This is a genomic window from Neptunomonas sp. ABH4_499, assembly GCF_056160565.1.
In genome coordinates this window covers 34549-52564 of sequence record NZ_JBSWXK010000015.1, presented here as the reverse complement: position 1 = coordinate 52564, position 18016 = coordinate 34549, and the positions used below count along the sequence as shown (strand labels likewise).

Annotated in this window: 15 protein-coding genes; 8 read left to right on the top strand and 7 right to left on the bottom strand. The window is 51.1% G+C overall.

Translation table 11 applies throughout. From position 1 onward, the window contains the following. The first annotated feature begins 165 nt into the window (after positions 1 to 165). The 3 genes from ACXAF9_RS14855 to ACXAF9_RS14845 are packed head-to-tail and all read left to right on the top strand — an operon-like array spanning position 166 to position 2601. The gene (locus ACXAF9_RS14855) at positions 166 to 603 is read left to right on the top strand and encodes a cupredoxin domain-containing protein (RefSeq protein ID WP_475075475.1); all 438 of its coding nucleotides are present in this window, start codon (positions 166 to 168) and stop codon (positions 601 to 603) included. A 20-nt stretch (positions 604 to 623) separates the two neighbouring features. Next, positions 624 to 1955 carry a histidine kinase gene (locus ACXAF9_RS14850; protein WP_475075474.1) on the top strand — a complete coding sequence of 444 codons (1332 nt, stop codon included), beginning with the start codon at positions 624 to 626 and terminating at the stop codon, positions 1953 to 1955. A 10-nt stretch (positions 1956 to 1965) separates the two neighbouring features. Next, a complete protein-coding gene (locus ACXAF9_RS14845) occupies positions 1966 to 2601 on the top strand; it encodes a response regulator (protein ID WP_475075473.1) in 636 nt (211 codons plus the stop codon). 6 nt (positions 2602 to 2607) lie between these two features. On the opposite strand, the gene ACXAF9_RS14840 is transcribed toward ACXAF9_RS14845, so the two are convergent. The 6 genes from ACXAF9_RS14840 to ACXAF9_RS14815 all read right to left on the bottom strand — a co-directional run bounded on the left by ACXAF9_RS14840 (position 2608) and on the right by ACXAF9_RS14815 (position 11172). After that, positions 2608 to 3444 carry a sugar phosphate isomerase/epimerase family protein gene (locus ACXAF9_RS14840; RefSeq protein ID WP_475075472.1) on the bottom strand — a complete coding sequence of 279 codons (837 nt, stop codon included), beginning with the start codon at positions 3442 to 3444 and terminating at the stop codon, positions 2608 to 2610. After that, positions 3431 to 4771, bottom strand: a complete 1341-nt coding sequence (locus ACXAF9_RS14835; RefSeq protein WP_475075471.1) for a DUF6005 family protein — start codon at positions 4769 to 4771, stop codon at positions 3431 to 3433. Before ACXAF9_RS14835 ends, ACXAF9_RS14840 begins: the two co-directional genes overlap by 14 nt. Further along, complete coding sequence (locus ACXAF9_RS14830) at positions 4771 to 6057, bottom strand: AMP-binding protein (RefSeq protein WP_475075470.1); 1287 nt, start codon at positions 6055 to 6057, stop codon at positions 4771 to 4773. Before ACXAF9_RS14830 ends, ACXAF9_RS14835 begins: the two co-directional genes overlap by 1 nt. Beyond that, positions 6054 to 7865, bottom strand: a complete 1812-nt coding sequence (locus ACXAF9_RS14825; protein ID WP_475075469.1) for an IucA/IucC family protein — start codon at positions 7863 to 7865, stop codon at positions 6054 to 6056. Before ACXAF9_RS14825 ends, ACXAF9_RS14830 begins: the two co-directional genes overlap by 4 nt. Beyond that, the gene (locus ACXAF9_RS14820) at positions 7852 to 9693 is read right to left on the bottom strand and encodes an IucA/IucC family protein (RefSeq protein WP_475075468.1); all 1842 of its coding nucleotides are present in this window, start codon (positions 9691 to 9693) and stop codon (positions 7852 to 7854) included. The genes ACXAF9_RS14825 and ACXAF9_RS14820 overlap by 14 nt, the downstream gene beginning before the upstream one ends. Before the next feature lie 111 nt (positions 9694 to 9804). Beyond that, a complete protein-coding gene (locus ACXAF9_RS14815; RefSeq protein WP_475075467.1) occupies positions 9805 to 11172 on the bottom strand; it encodes an MATE family efflux transporter in 1368 nt (455 codons plus the stop codon). 106 nt (positions 11173 to 11278) lie between these two features. On the opposite strand from ACXAF9_RS14815, the gene ACXAF9_RS14810 reads away from it, so the two are divergent. The 4 genes from ACXAF9_RS14810 to ACXAF9_RS14795 all read left to right on the top strand — a co-directional run bounded on the left by ACXAF9_RS14810 (position 11279) and on the right by ACXAF9_RS14795 (position 15823). Beyond that, positions 11279 to 11959, top strand: a complete 681-nt coding sequence (locus ACXAF9_RS14810) for a response regulator transcription factor (RefSeq protein ID WP_475075466.1) — start codon at positions 11279 to 11281, stop codon at positions 11957 to 11959. After that, positions 11956 to 13332, top strand: a complete 1377-nt coding sequence (locus ACXAF9_RS14805) for a histidine kinase sensor domain-containing protein (protein WP_475075465.1) — start codon at positions 11956 to 11958, stop codon at positions 13330 to 13332. The genes ACXAF9_RS14810 and ACXAF9_RS14805 overlap by 4 nt, the downstream gene beginning before the upstream one ends. A gap of 69 nt (positions 13333 to 13401) precedes the next feature. Further along, positions 13402 to 15444, top strand: coding sequence for a TonB-dependent receptor domain-containing protein (locus tag ACXAF9_RS14800; RefSeq protein ID WP_475075464.1), 2043 nt, complete (start codon positions 13402 to 13404; stop codon positions 15442 to 15444). A gap of 85 nt (positions 15445 to 15529) precedes the next feature. Beyond that, positions 15530 to 15823 (top strand): DUF2218 domain-containing protein, encoded by a 294-nt coding sequence (locus ACXAF9_RS14795; protein ID WP_475075463.1) that lies wholly within the window; start codon positions 15530 to 15532, stop codon positions 15821 to 15823. Positions 15824 to 15826: 3 nt separating this feature from the next. Here ACXAF9_RS14795 and ACXAF9_RS14790 read toward each other — a convergent pair whose 3' ends face one another. Continuing rightward, positions 15827 to 16219, bottom strand: coding sequence for an MmcQ/YjbR family DNA-binding protein (locus ACXAF9_RS14790; protein ID WP_475075462.1), 393 nt, complete (start codon positions 16217 to 16219; stop codon positions 15827 to 15829). Between the two features lie 114 nt (positions 16220 to 16333). Here ACXAF9_RS14790 and pgm point away from each other — a divergent pair, with 114 nt between their 5' ends. Then, on the top strand, positions 16334 to 17974 hold the full coding sequence (gene pgm / locus ACXAF9_RS14785; protein ID WP_475075461.1) for a phosphoglucomutase (alpha-D-glucose-1,6-bisphosphate-dependent): 1641 nt from the start codon (positions 16334 to 16336) through the stop codon (positions 17972 to 17974). Positions 17975 to 18016: the final 42 nt, after the last annotated feature.

Genomic DNA, 18016 nt, shown 5'->3' with positions numbered 1-18016 from the left:
TACTCAGTTTTATTGTTATTGCGTGGTTTCAGCTTAATGGAGCAAGCCTAGCGCATGAAATATGAAGAAAGTAGAAAAGGATTAATACCGAAGTAGCATTTTTTAAAAACCACCGCGCTTTAGCATGGAGATAAGAATAATTCTAATTAACACAGGACAATCCCCATGCGTTTGACACGTCTTTTTGCACTTTCTGCTCTTACCGGTTCAATGTTGTTCGGCACGACTCAAGCGATTGCCGAAGGTGACCTGACCACCCGCCCAGAAAAACTACCGGATCTTGTGCTCGGTACTGAAGATAACTTCTTCTCGATGTCTCAAAAGCAATACGACCTTGAGACAGGTAAGGCTTACAAATTAAAGATCATCTCCAGCGGTATGACCGAGTACGCGTGGGTTGCGCCAGAGTTTTTCCAAACCATTTACCTGCGTAAAGTCGAAGCGGGTGATATGGAGATCAAAGCCATCTCGTTGACGGAGCTTGAGTTTGAACAAGAGGGCGAAGCGGAAATCTACTTTGTTCCGGTCAAACCAGGCGAGTACGAGTTTTACGCAGAAGGCCTAGAAGAGAAGGGCATGCTAGGTACGTTTAACGTTAAGTAAGTTAAACGCGAGCCTTCGCTGTGAATGCCATTTGGCGCTTAAACCTACTGGTGGCAGGCGTCTTTATTATGGCGCTGTGCATCACCGTGCTGTCGCTGGTGAAGCAGGCCGGTAAGGACATTGAGCGTGAAGTCACCGCCGGGGTGAGCTTTACGCTCAATATGTTACCTGTGATTGAGCACACGCCAAACTTGCTTGAGCCATTCCTAAATGGCCATACTCGGCACGTGTCCCTGACGGTGAACGAGTCGTGGGCACCCGAGCATTTAGAGGCACAACCGCAAAGCCACGAGGGCGATGAAGACGCCCCGCCGCGCTGGTTCTTAGATTGGATTCCAGAAGTGGCCGCACTGGAAGATCAATTCCAGATTCGCTTTCTGCCCGATGGGCGCGAGCTAAGAGTGCAAGCCGACCCCACCGATGAAGCCTCCGAAATTTGGGAAACAGTTCAACTGGTGGTTGCGCTGTTTGTGTTGGCCATGTTGCTGACCATGAGCGCGATTTGGTTAGGGGTACGACAAGGCTTAAAACCGGTCGCCGAGTGCTTACAGGCGATGAAAGCGGTTGGGCAAGGGCACTTGGATGCGCGATTAAAAGATTACTCATTGCCCGAATTAAACGCGGTTTCACATGAGTTTAATGCCATGGCGATGGCGCTTGAAAACGCTGAACACAGTAACCAAGCCCTAACCCGTAAGATCATGACGGTCCAAGAGGGCGAGCGGGCCCACTTGGCCCGGGAGCTGCACGACGATGTTGGGCAGTACGCGACCGGCATTCGTGCCCAAGCCTATTTAATGTCGCAGTTGGCAAGTGTACCAGGCCAAGGGGCAACACTGGCCTCGACGGCGCACACCATTGTTCAACATTGCGAGTCCATGCAGCAGAGCTTTCGCAGGCTGATCGAAAATCTACATCCTGTTATTTTGGATCAGCTACCGGTTGAAGCGGCCATCAAAACCCTGATCGAGCAGTGGCAAAAGAGCCACGGCATAGACGTGGCTTTTCACAGCAGTGATGCGTTGCCGCGCTTATCCGATGATGCTAATCGTCAGTTGTATCGCTGCGCGCAAGAGGCCCTAACCAATGTGGCTAAACACTCTGGTGCCACCCAAGTGGGAGTGTCTTTGTGTTTGGATTCGGCCAAGCGGCAATTGATTCTGACGGTGCAAGACAATGGTCTTGGATTGGAAGCCAAGCATCATTTGGGGCTGGGTATGTACTCCCTTAAAGAGCGTGCACGGTTGTTAGGCGGTGAGTGCGACATCGAATCGACACCTAAGGTGGGCGTCAACATCACTATCCGTGTGCCCATACAGCCCAATACAGAGCTCATAGAATTAACCCGTTAAGGAGCAAACGATGAACGTTGTCGTAGTGGATGATCATGCGGTGGTTCGTCAAGGCACCACCAGTTTAATCTCGGCGTTACTGAAACCGAAAAAAGTCGTCGAGGCCAGCAGCGGTGAGCAGGCGTTCAGCGTGTGCAGCGAGCATCAGCCTGACTTGGTGATTATGGACATCAACCTTCCCGGCATCAGCGGTATCGAAACACTGCGCCGGGTGCTGCAGCGCTTACCTCACACCCGCGTGCTGATGTTCAGCATGTACACCGAAACCGCCTTGGTTAAGCAGGCGCTCGATGCCGGCGCTTTGGGGTATATCAGTAAAAACGCCTCCCCCGATGTACTGCTGGATGCTGCCAAGCGGGTGGCCCAAGGTCAGATGTACGTTGAGCACGATTTAGCGATGCAGCTGGTGGCGAACCGTCCGGATCAAGCCTCGCACCGATTCCAAGAGATGACCCAGCGCGAGTTTGAAGTGTTCCTGATGCTGGCGCGTGGCCTAAGCACCGCGGCCATCGCCGACACCTTGTGCATCAGCAACAAAACCGTATCCAACTACACCGCCAATTTAAAAAGCAAGCTGGGCATCCAATCCACCGCCGAGCTTGTGCATCTGGCCATTGAGTCGGGTGTGGTGAAAGTGGGGGTGTAGCCCTTATCAAGCTGCTTCAGTATGCAAGCGTTGCTGCCACCAGCGAAGCACTTGATAAGCATCGCGGCGAATGCTCTCTTTAGGGGTTATACCAAACCATTCCAGCGCAAAATCTTTTTCCATTAAGCTTGGGTGACGATCGGCTAAGTAATTGAAAAAATGCTGATAATTAAAAGCGCCCTCAAACAGCGGTGTCATCGCATCCCTTTGACCGCTTGCGGAAAACACATTGGCTGGATCAAAGACGGAGAGCTCATCGTGCGAGCGCACATTCTTCAAATGAAAATGCTCAATGTGCTCATGTAACTGATCGACACTCTGCTCTGGCGCATCGAACGCTTCCCATACGTGCAGCACATCGAAGTTAATGCGAACACCGCCTTGGGTCGCTTCAAGGAGCCATTTGGTGTGTTTCGTTGAGTCAGCTAAGGTGTTGGGGTGGATCTCAACTAAGAGCTGAATCCCTTCGCGTGCCAGCCAATCACTGGCCAAGATCAGGTGTTTTACAATCCGCGTTTTTTGCACCGCATTGGCCCGAGCAAAGGCGATATTACCTGCAAAGGTGCGAATTTTTCGGGCGTTAAAGTGATGCGCACACTGGATTAAGCCTTTCACATGTTCGTACAAGGCGTGTTCATCGGCTTCAAGGGGTAAATAATCACTGATCATAGGCACCGATAAAGCCGAGCTGTTGGAGTCACCCGATGGGCTTTGCAGTAAGGCTTTGGCGTGTGGCCCCCACAATTCGATACCGCTTAAATGACAGCTTTGGGCCCAACGCATTAAATCGCTTAGGGAGTTAAGCTCATGACGAAACGACACCGAGCAGCTATAGAGTTTCATGGGGGCGTACCTCGGATTCGTTCGTGTTTGGGGATAAAATCGCTACGCTTTGCCACGTGTGATAAGCGTGATGCAGAGCCTGTTTGACTCGTTGCTCTTTGGCGATTAAGTCTGAAATCAGTAGGCGAATCTCATCGATTGCTTGATATTCACCGTGGGTGTCGGCTTGTTTCATCGCTAGGTAATGAATCCGTTTGTAGCCACTCACCAGCGCTTCTATTTCGGTGCACCAATGCTCGAAACTCGATTCCATCCAACATAAGTGATGCCAGAAAAACGCAAAGGCGTGTTCATAAGCGTATTTACGAATCGCAACCACCGGTAAATGGCGTAATGCATGGTAAAGCGCGCTGGCATCGCAGCTGTGTGTGTATCGATTCGTAACGTCTTGAACAGCATCGCTCATCGGCGTTATACCGTCTTTACACAGGTGCACAAAGTGATCTGCGATGGCGTTAGCGCTGGGGGCACGAAGCGCACGAGCATCAAACAAGTAACCCCCAGCGACAGCCTCGCTTTCGAGTGCGTTCACCACGTCATCGATTGGCTGAAGTCCTTCCCAGCGAAAATCCGGATCGTTCATAAATAGATGCCCTTCCGTGTTCGAGGGCTCTAACAACACATAGTGGGGGAAGGGGTTCTGACTAAACGCGTTTTCCCGCGTTGGTAACCGATACATGTCCAGCATCACCATCAATTGCGTCGTTGGGGCTTTTTGATGAAGATGATCGAACAGGGTCATGATGTTGCTGGTTTTGTCCGCCTTGGGATCAAACCATGACCGGGCTTTAACCCCGTAAAGACGCTCGTACCCATCAAAGAAAGCATCGTGATTCACCTCCTCTATGTGGTAGTTCAGATGCCCTTGTTCATCCACATAGACAGGCGCATCCCAAACGCCAAAATACATAGGCCGATGATCAAAATCGGTAAAGGTTTTCACGGCATGACACAAGCAACTAACGACACAGTGAACCTTAATGTCCAAAGGTTCACCGGCCTCTAGGTTGGGGCCGATGTCGTAGCTGAACACACGATCATATTCCTCAAGCGTATCCTCTTGTGCTCTCTGATTCAGCAAGTGGGCGGCCAGTTTTTCGACGGTGGACACATGCGCAACGGAGAGGGACTCATCTGGAACCTCAATTCCGCACTGAAGCTCCAATTGGATCAGCAGTTGAAGCAGAGCAATGGAGTCGATCATCAAATCTTCGTTCAGGCGTGCGCTGGCTGAAAATCGCTCCAGATGCGGGTGATTTAATGTGTCGTTTAATATGGCGTAAATCCGTTCAATCAAACGATCGTGCGTTAATGCAGGAGCGTTCATTAGGCACTCCTTGGCATGGTTAGGCTATCGGGAAAGCGATCTGGACTTTCCGCAATCTGCTTACGGTTGACTTTGCCGTTGGCTAACCGCGGAATATGACGTACTCGGATTACCTCATAAGGGCATTGGAAAGTGGCAAGGTGCTGCTGACACCAAGAGAGCAGTTCCGATTTTGGAATCTCCACTTGGCTTACGTACTGAAAGCAAACGCGTTGTCCGGAGAACGCATCCTCTTTTTTGTACACAACCGCATCGTCGATCAAACTGTGTTCGCGGATGATCTGTTCGATCTCGTCTGGGTATACGTTGAGCCCTGCCACAATGATGGTGTCATCCATGCGCGCAATGAAACGGACGCGCTGCTCATCGTCCAAGTAGCCAAAATCTTGGGTATGGATGGTTTCCAGCGCATCGTTATCACATCGATGCACCACGATTTCGCTGGGTGCGCTGTCTTGATCGGAGCATTGGATGGAGATATGTGGCAAGGCCGATCCCATATCATTGGGGGCTGTCATGGGATCGGCGATGCTCACACAACCGGCTTCGGAACACCCATACTGCTGATACAGATGAGTGACCTTGGTTTTTAGAAGATCGAAGGTTTGATCTGGCATGACGGAGCCTGAGGTCATAACCGCGTGAATAGGCTCGCTGGAGCGCCACAAGAGCCCAATCGCGTGCAGCATCGGAGGCGAGCTGTACAAAATGGAATGCGGGTAGCGGGTCAGCAACTTCATCAGGTATTTAGGGTTTACGTGGGTAACAATGACGGGTGTCACGCCGCGTGCCTGCGCAACCATCACACCACAAATCAAACCATAAGAGTGCGTGACGGGGCAGGCGATGATCGGGATCAGCCCCTCGGTCGCGGTAAAGTGGGTGACGTACTGATCCACCTCGTAGCGGATGCTTGCCCAGGTTCGGAAAATGCTTTTGGGCTCTCCGGTAGTGCCGGAACTCATCTGAATCAACCCGCCTTCGGAATAGTCGGTGTTCAAATGGCTTTGGGTCAAAAATACTTGAGTTACATGTCCGTGCAACAGTACTTGGCATCCGGCACGCTCTGCTTTGGCAAACGCGGTCTTTTCCGGCAGGTCTGCATGCAGCGGCATCAGAGTGAGGTTCGTTTTTTCTGCAATTTGGCAGAGGATCAACCAATCCAGCGCATCAGGAATGCAGACGGCGAGCGATTGAACGCGCAATGATTGAAGTAAGGTTTCGAGTTCGGCAAAGCGCGCTTGGAACAGCTCATGGCTGATGGCTTCATCGTTAATGATCATCATGAAATCACCTGAGGGATCGATAAAGGGGAGGATGTGGCCTCGGATAAGGCGTTTGGTACGGTGTGGCTGTGCGGGCCAGATTGAGGCAGCAGTTTTTGGGTTAACAGCGATTCCGCGCTGAAGTGATCGCTCAAAAGATCGATCTGTGCGAGTCTTTCTGACGGCGTAAAGCCGCGAGCTTGGTATTCTTTCAACGCATCATGAACACCTCCCCAAAATAAGGGTTCAGGGTATTGATAATGCTGTTCTAACAGGGATGAGATCTCTGTTAAGTTGAACACAAAGAGCGTATCCGTAAAGAGCTCACGTAACCCATCTACGCTGCTCATCCAGTAATACTCATCCAAAGGGCCATCCTTGAGCATGGGTTCTGAATGTGCCCAATCGGGGATCAGCGAAGGCTCATTGATGAAGGATTCGACGTACTCAAGGCTTTCGTGGAAGTCCCTTGCGATCAGCAGTTCAGGCCAACCATAACTTACACCCAAGATTGAATTCTGTCCGTGCGCTTCAATCCCGATGCCGTGATGGACCAATAAGTGCCACACGGGCCAGACGACCGTTTTAATCAATTGCTGCGCCCATGGATGCACCCCAAATTGCTGAATCCAAGGATCAATGAACGGTTTACCATCGTGCTCAATTAAGCTCAAGGCCGTCATGGGGATTAGACGATGATTTGGGTAGGCTTTAGCGGTCGCCGCTTGCGGACTTTGCCGAGCGATAAAGCAGATCTGTTCCGCTAAACCTTCTAACCATACAGCCTCTGGGCACTCTTGCGATGTTTTAAGACGCTCTGCTGCAAACTCGTTCAGTGCCATAAAAGGGCTTTCAAAAGTGAAGAATCGATCGTTTTCGATCAACTTACTGAGCCATTCAGAGATCACTGGCGCTACTCGAAGGGTATGCGCAGGAATGACTCGTTTTGAGGAGGTGATCTCGATATTGATCGGCAGTTTGATGTGCGGACGCTTGGCATCTTCGGCACTGATCAAGGTACGAAGCGAGGCGCTGGCTTGATATCGCCCACCGCCTTTACCCAAAGGCACAATCCATTTGTGCTCGATGGCCGAAGCCAGTTCGCTTTCCAGATGATGCCACTGCCAAGGGTGCAGGGGTATTAAGCGGTATTCGCTTTCATTCAGGCCTTTTTGTTCGAACCGCGAGAGCAACTCCAATGTGTGCGTCAGCCCGATCATCGTTTGCCAATACGCCAGCAGTGACGGTGAATGTGGCGTTTCTGCGATCCAGCGTCTTTGGATGGCAATCCACTCCAACTCGAAACTGTTTCGACACTCTGGGCTGTAAAGCCGGTGATCCTGCTCTGTAAACCCCGTGCGTGATTTGTAACAGGGGTGATACAAGTGCCCCTCAATGATGGTGGACTCAAGTCCTTCGTAGTGCAGGGCTCGACGCGGGTAACGGAGCAGGTTCTCGCTGTTCCATTGGCTTAATTCGCGGGTTTTGATCAGTGCCTCGTGTACGCGACGCTTTGCCACAGGTTCACCGGTTAATGTCAGCATAATCTGGGCAAGACGTCGTGAAAAATCCGCCTCTGTTAGCCATTTTTGAACCGAAGCGGGTTTAAGCCGAACGCGTCCAAACGCACCGATATGCCCCGTAAAGTGACAGGGCTGCTCATCCACCTGCGCTTCCAGTCGGTTGTGGACTAAGCGGTATGGGATTAACTCTTCATAGAAGGCTGCTTCAAGTAACTGGCGGATGACCCGAACGGAGACATCCAGCTTTTGAACCGGCTGCGGCACCCGAGTACTGATAGCTGTTTTCATCTGGCTAGGCGATCTCACGATACAGGTCCTGTGCTGAGTGGGTTTGTGATCGGGACTCAGAAACAGAATGAGATCGGTAAGGGTTACGTACCTCGGTATACACCGCTTGCTCAAGATCGGATTCCAGCTCATCCACATCCTGGACACGGGTTAACAGGTTGGCTTTGCAGGGCAGTGTGTTTTGCTCGATCAACTGGGTAAGCATCGGGCGGGCAAAGCCTGTGCTCGTCTCTTTAAGGCGTACCAATTGGGCTTTGATCCAGCTGACCAGAAGGGCCTCTTCACAGATCTGATCCAGCCCTAAGCGATTAATCACGGCACTCAGCTGGTTGAACATCAAGTAGTAACTAAAGCGCTGGCAGATCAGCTCATCGTCGTAAAAAAGATTCGGTGTTTGGGCAAGCGATGGGTAGCGCGCTTGGATCGCCTCTTTGCGCTGCTTTGAAAGATAAAATCCTTGGTTGTCGCGATAATAAAGCTGTTTGGGCAGACCCTCTTTTAAGGCTAAAAGGCTGTTCTGCTGGTGAGCTTCCAGTGCAATGCCTTCACGATCGTATAAACGAATTAAGGGCTCGATCGCTACGGACCAGTACTGCTTAAACCAGCGGAAACCCATCTCCTGCTCGGATAAGTTCAGGGTACTTGCCTGGGTGTGTATGAGCTGAGCCAGCAACGAAGGCGTTATGGGTTCTAGGCTGTCTTGAACGAGAGCCGCGATTGAAATGGCATCGGATGAAGAGTGACCCTCTTTAAAAGGGTTCTCCCGAAAGATGACTTCAAACCCAGATTCGAGCTGGTCAGGTAGGGACAGCGTGATGTAAGCCGGATCACAGATAAAGCGCAGTGTCGGAAACTGCATCTGGATGCGGGGCTCATTAAGAAGCTTTCCGACCAATAACCCCGCGTCCAGCTCATGGTGTTTATTCAGGCGCATGGAGTTTGTGATCTTGACCGGCATTGAGACCTTGACCATGTAATCCAAAGAGGCGTTGTACAGCGTTCGTACGGACGAGGTCGGGGTAAACGAAACGCCGCGTTGGCCTAAATCGATCAACCTCTTTTCGGTGATAAGTGCTTTAAACCAATCTTGATGGCGAAGGTAATCGGCTTGCAGCGGATGAATCGGCAAGTACCCAAAGTGATCCGGCACATGATCTATCCGTTCACCTTGTAACAGGGTGTGGATAATCTCGTTGGCTGATTGCGCGCCAGATTGCCCACGGCTAATCAAGTCGGGATGCGCGGCAAAAAAATGCAGCTGAAACTGGCCAGCAAGCTCCGGGCTGTAATGCTCATCCTGCCAAGCGTGCATCCCTTGGCGGGATTTGGGAGTTGGGTGTAACCAATGACCAAAGGTCAGTGATTGTTCTGATTCAATAAAGCGTGGGAGCGAGTTGCTGCTGCGGGATAACGGTTTGTTACGATGCGCTTCGATCGTCTGAGCCATACGATGCTGGCTATCGAGCATGCGTTGCAGTAATTCGTGCTGAGCGCTGGAGGTTGAAAGCGGGTCATCGTATAGGGCCTGCACCAGCAAAAACGAGCTTTGCAGCAGAGAGATCGGCTGCCATTTGGCGCCATAGTACGGTTGGTGTAACACTTGATCGGTAAAGCGATGACGCCCGACCAGTGATCGATACTCTGCACTGATACAGAGTCGCCCTAGGGCATGGGGCAGCAGTAACTCTAACAGCCAAGGTGTGTTGTTGAACTCCGGTAGGTCAGGGTTGGTCTGTCTTGCGTTGGGTTGATGCCAGAGCCCAGCATCCACCTCGAAGAGATACGCGTTCAGAAAAGCCTGAAAAGAAGCCAGTTGGGCTTGCTGAGTTGCCGAACGAAAGGACATAAAATCAACCTAAAAAGCCGTGATGTAGGTTTGATAAGTTAATAATAATGATTTGCATTATCAAGCGCGTTTACAATTGTTACGCCTAATTAATGTGTCCTTCTCAATCCTTCAGCAAAGCGTACGCTTTGCTGGGTTTAACATCGTCTCATGTCGCGCGTTTTGATGCACCTTTGACGGGCGGTATTGATAAAACAGCCAAGCCCCCGTCAATAACGTTAACCATTCAGCTAAGGGCAGCGCTGCCATAAAGGGCACGTCACTTTGCCAATGACTAAGGCTCAAGAGTAAGGCGGCAGGGAAGATCAATGACCGGCACGCCGACAACAAGGCCGATTGCGCAGGCTGATGAATCGCCGTTAGATAGCAGCCGAGCGTGATATTCAGCGGCTGCACCAAAAACAGCGGCCAGATAATGAGGGTGATCTCTTGGGCGCTTTGTAGCGCGGCGGCATTTTTCTCATCGATAAAAATGCTGGCCCATCCACCCCCAAACGTCAGTAAAAATAGGCTGATGGTACCGCCGAGCACCAGAGCGCAAAGCACGGCGGACTCGGTGTAACCGCGAATCGCCTCGGTCGCACCTTCACCAAAGCTTCGACTGACGCTCGGATGTAAGGCATCGGCTAATCCGTAGCTCATCATTAAACTCATGAAGATCAGGTAGTTCACGGCCGCATAGGCCGCGACCCCCTCCACACCGAGGTAACGAAGCGTTAAAAAGTTGATCAAGCCAATCAATAAACCGGCACAGCACTCGTTCATGCACTCAGAAAATCCATTCCACAGTGATTGCCGCATCAGCTTAATGGGAGCACAGGGGAGCAGGGTTCGAAATGATTTTCGCTTGCACAAAAAGTAGCTCAGTAAAAAGGCGCTTTGAATCACCATGGCCGCTAACGTAGCCAACGCCGCGCCTCTCACGCCCATCGAAAAATGCCCAATGAAGAGTGCATCCAAGAGGATATTGCTGAAAGCTCCTGCCAACAGGGCTTTTGAGGCGAGTGCGTAAAACTCATCAACCCGAATGAAGTAGTACAAAATCATGGTCATCAACTGAAGCACGAGGGACCAGCGGATAATGGAAAAGTATTCTTGGGCGATCGGTTGGACTTCAGGTGGAATGGAGAGCAAGGAAAACAGTGAGGATTCAAACCAAAAGGAGAGACTCGCGGTTAATGTAAAAACGACAAGACCTGTGATCAAGGTCCAAAAGAACAGGTTGGAGGCAACCGAGACTTTACCTTTGCCCAACAGTGAGGAAGCCGTAACAGCGCCGCCAATCGACATCATTAGGGCAATGGCAAAGTGAAAGGTGAGATAGGGCACCAGCATCAAAGTCATGGCCAGCGCTTCTGGACCTACCCATTGGCCGATAAAGAGGCCGTCAACTAAGGAAGCTGAGGTCAATGCCAGAAGACCCAACATGGATGGGATCATCCGTGAAACAAAGGTGGGTAAATATGAAAAGCGTACCATGTAGAAACGGAAACCTCGCCTTAGAAAAGTGAATGCGCAGTCTATATCTGATTAAAGACAATGCAAATGATTTGAATTATCATTCCTTAAAAGGGGGGAGGATGACGTGACGCGTATTTTGATCATTGATGATGACACCACGTTTTCAAGTCAGATCGCAGGCTTGCTCAATCAACAAGGCTTTGCCACCGAGCAGTGCTACGACGGTGAGCAGGGGCTAGTGAAAGCGCTGGCCGAACAGTTTGATTTAATCTTGCTGGATGTCCTACTACCAAGCTTAAACGGCTTTTCGATTTTGAAGCAGCTTCGCCGGGTAAAAGAAACCCCTGTGATGATGCTGACCGCCTGTGGCAATGAAGATGAACGAATTGAAGGGTACCAACGCGGTGCCGATGATTACATGCCAAAGCCGTGTAACTTCATCGAGATGCTGCTGCGCGTTGAAGCCCTACTGCGCCGCTCCTTGGGACTTAAAGAAAAGAGCGACAAGCGTCAACTGTCAGTGGATGCGTTGAAACTCAATCGAACCGAACTCAGCGTCCAATACGATGGGCATGAAATTGAGCTAACCCCTATTCAATTCAGGCTTCTGTGGCTTTTGGTGGAAAACCAACGGGACACGCTCAGTAAGCCATTTTTGTATCAAGCGGTATTAGAGCGCACCTTTAGTCGCTACGATCGCAGTTTGGATATGCACATCAGCCGAATTCGTAAAAAACTGGTCAATGCGGGTATGGCCGCAGATCGATTAACGACGCAACATGGAAAAGGCTACTGCTTTTTGTGAAAAAACAGCTTCTTTGGATTTTATGCACCGTTTTTGTGGTGGGGGCGCTGTTGCTGTTTTGGTGTATCAACGTGATCACCTATCAAACAGAGCAGGCGATGAGTTTTATATCGGATGAAAACCAAGCGTTGTTATCCGAATACGGCAAGAGAGCCGAGCAACTTTACGTTAACGGCGGCACTGATGCGTTAACGGCATGGCTTAAAGAGCTGGAGCAAACAGAAGAGACGTGGGCCGCGGTTGTTTCCTCCGTTCCGACGTTGGAAGCGGGTTCCTCCATTAGCCCTGTCTTTTTAGATGGGCACCGACTTGGACGTAACATTGAGTGGAAGATACATCTGTATTTCAAAGAGAATCCGATCATGGATCTTCCCTTTGCCGATGGTAAAACCCACCTCCTCATTCAATTGCCGGCCCGCATGCGCCCCGGTAATTGGTATCCCTATGCGCAAATTGTGCTTCAAGTAGGCATTCCGCTGGTGTTGCTCTCGGTACTAGCGGTGTTTATGTATGGCTATTTGATGTCGCCGCTTAAACAGTTACAACGCGCCACTCGTGCGTTTAGCCAAGGGGAGCTGGATGCTCGCACCCGACCTTATGGCGGTTTTATCGGGCGCCGAAACGATGAAATCACAGAGCTTGGCGCAACCTTCAACGAGATGGCGGCAAAAACCGAACGGCTGATTTGTCATCAACGAGAGCTCTTATCGGATCTCTCCCATGAGTTAAGAACTCCGCTGGCCCGTATGAGTCTGGCATTGACCTATCTGGAGCAAGGCAAAGGGGATGCCACCACCCTTGCAAGGCTGCGCTGGGAAGTACAAGGGATGGGGGAGCTGGTGGAGGATACCTTAACGTTGGCGTGGCTGGATAATGAGCAACCAAGCCTGCGCATGGAAGAGGTTGAGCTAGATACGCTCTTGGAAGTGATCGCTCAAGACGCAGCGTTTGAATACCCTGATCGACACATCAAAACCGATCTGATCAGTGAGTGCCATATTCGCAACAGCAATCAGCATGCACTCAGTCATGCGTTTGAAAATTTAATCCGCAACGCTTTAAAGCACACGCCCGAACAAAGTGGCGTCGCCATCAACATGTTTCAGACCCAAACCTCCGTGATGGTGGACGTTGAGGACGAAGGCCCCGGGGTGCCGGAGCATCTTTTGGGCGCCATTTTTCGGCCTTTCTATCAAGTGGATGAAGCGCGAAGCGATCAGGCCGAACATGAAACCAAAGGCTATGGCTTAGGCCTTGCGCTGGCAAAACGTCAAATTGATGCGGTGGGTGGCACCATTCAGGCGCATAACCGCGATGGTGTACAAGGCTGCCGACAAGGCTTAGTAATGCGCGTTGAATTGCCAAAAGCCTGAGCCTTAGCGATCTAAATGTGTAACAAATGTAAAAAGGGTGGGAAAGCGTGAGCCAATAAGAATAATTGAATGCAAATTATTCTCATTTGTATTGGTGGTAGTATGTCTTCTAAACGGGTTTTGATGGGACGCACACATGGACTTCCCTTTCAGAAAACGATGCTTTACGTCGCGTGTTCATCGCTAATGGGGTTATCCACAGCCGCTTTTGCTGACAACAACACAATCAACATGGATGCGTTGATCATTGTGGATCAGATCACCAGTGATGTGGATGGTCAGATTACCGACGACCAGATGTCGGCGACGCAAGCGAACGATATGTCCGATATCTTTAGCCAAGATGCGGCGGTCAGCGCTGGTGGCTCAGTACAGATGTCGCAAAAGATTTATGTGCGCAACATCGGCGAAGATAACCTCAATATCACCATCGACGGGGCCGAGCAGCCGGGGGCGGTGTTCCACCATTCTGGGCGTATCTCCATTGAGCCGGATCTTCTCAAGCGCGTGGATGTAGAAACCGGCGCGGGTGAGGCGACCTCGGGGTTTGGTGCCTTAGGCGGCTCTGTACATTTTGTCACCAAAGACCCAAGCGATCTTCTAAAAGAAGGTGAACGTGCTGGTGCACTGCTTAAGAGTACCTACTTTGATAACGGAGACGGCTTTAAAAACAGTGCAACCGTGTTTGGCCAAACCGAAAGCGGCAACCTAGGCGGAATGTTCAGCGTCAGCCGCTCAGACCTTGATGATCTTAAAGACGGCAATGGCGATTCGATTGAAGGCACAGAGGATCAGAAGACCCTCGCTTACGCTAAAATCGTCGGGCTTATCAACGATGATCAATACGCCTCGCTCAGTTACGAGTCCGTCGATGAGGAGGGCGATGTGCTTTACAAGCCCGATGTCATCGCATCGGCGCGTAACGTACCTGAACCGACCAAAGCGCAGCGCGATACCCTAATTTTCAATTACGATTACACACCGGCTTATAACGATGCACTTGATCTCAGTGTTAACGTCTATCACACCAAAAATAAGCAAGCCCGCGAATACCGCAGCACCGAGTATTCAGGCTACGTGCGTACCTTTGGTGCGACGATCGAAAATACCAGTCTGTTGGGCGATCACGCGCTAACCTACGGCGTTAACTACCGCAACGACAAATCCTATCTGCACGATGTGGATGTCGCGCCAACCCACTTTGATGAAACCGGCAAGGTGTGGGGGCTGTACCTGCAAGATCATTACACACTCAATGACGAATGGTCGCTCAGTGGCGGTGTACGGTTTGATGATTACGAGCTGACCGATGTCGCCAATCAAAAACTCAGTGATGATGGCTTTTCGTTTAACGCAGGTGCGCGTTACCAGTTCTCGCCTGAGTGGGCCGTCAGTTTAGGGTATGCAGAGGCATTACGTGGGCCAGAAGTAAAAGATGCCTTTAAGCTTAGCAGCAGCGCCAATGCTTCGGATCTGAAAGCGGAAACCTCGAAAAACATTGAGCTTGGGTTTGATTATCAAACACAGGGCTTTAGCTTCGCCTCCGGTGTCTTTTATTCCCGTATATATGATCCGGTGGGAGGAACGGTTCCTTGGTCGAGCGTCTCTGAAAACCTCGATGACGCCATTAAGTCCACCGGTTTTTATGCGCGTGCGGGGTTGCAATGGGATGCACTATCGATGTCGGCCAGCTTGATCAGTGCCGATACCAAAGCCGATGGCGAACCGGTGACGCGATACGTTTACAGCTCTGGGGCTAACAGCATCGGGGATACGCTCACCTTCGATACACGTTACCAGATCTCTCGCGATTGGATGGTCGGCTGGAGCGCAGAATTTGTGCGCGGTATTCACAACATCGATCTGGATGTCGGCGGGGATCGACTCGAGCTGGATAAACCCGGTTACGGGATTCACGATCTGTACGTGCATTGGAAACCGATGGGTGATGATCAGCTCAAAGTGGCGTTATCTGTGAATAACCTGTTCGATAAGCGCTACCTAAGCCATGCGAGTGTAGAGGACTTTACGGGCAATGCCGGTTGGGAAGGTATTGTTGGGTCGCCTGAAAGTGGTCGTGATGTTCGCTTGAGCGTTACAGCACGGTTCTGATGATGGGAACACACTTATCGTTTGATAATGATATTTATTATCAATAGTATAGGGCGCTTAATACAAGAGCCCATCAGGATGAATCATGGATACGCCAGCAGAGCACGTCGCAATAGCGGAACTTTCAACGGACAAAGGCGCGAAGGCATTTCGCCGTTTGTGCATTCACTTTAGCCAAAAAGTGCCGGCTACCTTTGATGATAAAGCCGGTCGGGTGGAGTTTCCCAAGCGCGGTGAGTGCCTATTTGAAGCCGACGAGCAGACCTTACGGGCCGAGTGCCGTGCCATCAGCCCCGAGATGCTGGACGAGCTGTGCGAGGTTGTCTCAACCCACTATGAAAAGTACTTTCACGAACCCCTCGCGTTTGTGAAAGCGTAAGCGTTACTCCCCTAATGCGCCGCGGTACAAGGCCGCTTGTCCGTGGCGCATCTCCATCCCTTGGCGTGTGGCTTTCTTAAGCCCTTTAACCACCAAGTAGTAGGAGTGGTCGATCAATCGTTCGATCTCGCCTTGGGGCAAAGACCCATCCAAGATCACCGTATTCCAATGACGTTTGTTCATGTGATAGCCCGCAGTCACTGCGGGGAAGAGATCGCGCAGCATCAAGGCATGCTCAGGGTCGCATTTTAGGTTGATCCGCTCGATACCCTCTTTACGGGTCAAGAGGGCAAACATCTTATCCTGCACCTTATAAACGGGGGTTACATTATCGAACGGGTAGTCTTCGCGCGCTTCGGGTTTTGATAGGAGATAATCCCGCACATCCTGTTGCATTTTTAATCACCTGTAATGACTCGTATGACATTTTAACGACGACCATTGCATATTCTGAACAGATCGTTAAGCATAAGCTGTATTCATTTTCAGACTAAGGACAGGCTCTCGTCTATGGCTATTCACCCTGATGCAGGAAAGATCGCTCATCACGCCTCATTGACTAATATTCCCGCGTTGGTATCGGCGTATTACCGCCAACAACCGGACGTGGATGCCCACCCAGAGCAGAAAGTCAGCTTTGGTACATCGGGTCACCGCGGCAGTGCGTTTTCAACCACATTCAATGAGCACCATATCATCGCGATCTGCCAAGCGATTGCTGAGTACCGCACTCAAGAGGGCATCACAGGCCCTCTGTACTTGGGTAAAGATACCCACGCGTTGTCCGAGGCGGCGTTCGGTTCGGCCCTGGAAGTCTTAGTGGCGAACGGTGTGCGCGTTCGTGTGCAAGAGGGTAACGGCTATACACCTACGCCTGTGATCTCCCACGCGATTTTGACCCACAACGCCAAAGGTGAAGACCAAGCGGATGGCATCGTGATCACGCCGTCGCACAACCCACCCGAAGATGGCGGCATCAAGTACAACTCGATCAAGGGTGGCCCTGCTGATCAGGACATCACCAACTGGATTGCCAAACGTGCCAATGAGCTGCTCTCTGAAGAGTTAGAAAGCGCCGAGTGGATGCCGGCCGAGGAACTGGCAGGGCATGATCTGATCGAAGAGTTCGATTACATCTCGCACTACGTGAATGATCTCGACAGTGTGATTGATTTTGAAGCGATCGCTAAAGCGGGCATCAAGATCGGTGTCGACCCGATGGGCGGTTCCGGTTTGCACTACTGGAAGCCAATTGCTGAAAAATACAACCTGAACATCGAGGTTGTGAACGATAAGATCGATTTTGCCTTTGGCTTTATGCCGCTGGATAAAGACGGTCGCATCCGTATGGATTGTTCATCCAGCTATGCGATGCAAAACCTGCTGGCGTTGAAAGATCAGTTCGATATCTCAATCGGTAACGACCCTGATTACGACCGTCACGGCATTGTGTGTGCCGGTACCGGCTTGATGAATCCGAACGCTTACCTTGCGGTGGCGATCGAGTATCTTGCGACGCATCGTCCAGAGTGGGCGGATGACATTCAGTTTGGTAAAACGCTGGTCTCCAGCGCCATGATCGACCGTGTTGTGGCAGGTTTGGGTAAGAAGCTGTGTGAAGTGCCGGTTGGTTTTAAATGGTACGTAGATGGCCTTTTCTCAGGTGAGATGGCGTTTGGCGGGGAAGAGAGTGCAGGGGCGTCTTTCTTGCGTAAAGATGGTAGCGTTTGGACAACCGATAAAGATGGCATCATCTTAGGCTTGTTGGCCGCGGAAATTTTGGCCGTGACTGGCAAAGACCCGCAGCGTCTGTACGAAGAGCAAGTCGCGCGCTACGGCCGTCCTATCTACAAGCGCATTGATGTGCCGTGCACGGCGGATCAGAAAAAAGTGCTTTCAAGCCTTAGCGCAGATGCGGTCGAAGGCGATACGCTGGCAGGCGATGCGATTACCGCAACCCTTACAGAGGCACCGGGCAATGGTGCGTCGATTGGTGGCTTAAAAGTTGAAACGGCCAACGGCTGGTTCGCAGCGCGCCCATCGGGTACAGAAAACGTCTATAAGATCTACCTAGAGAGCTTTGTTTCTGAAGATCACCTGGGCAAGCTTGAGAGCGATGCCAAAGCGTTGGTGGATCGCGTGTTAGGTTAATTCTGTAAGTGGGAGTTGCTTGCGAGTTGTACAGCTCTCACT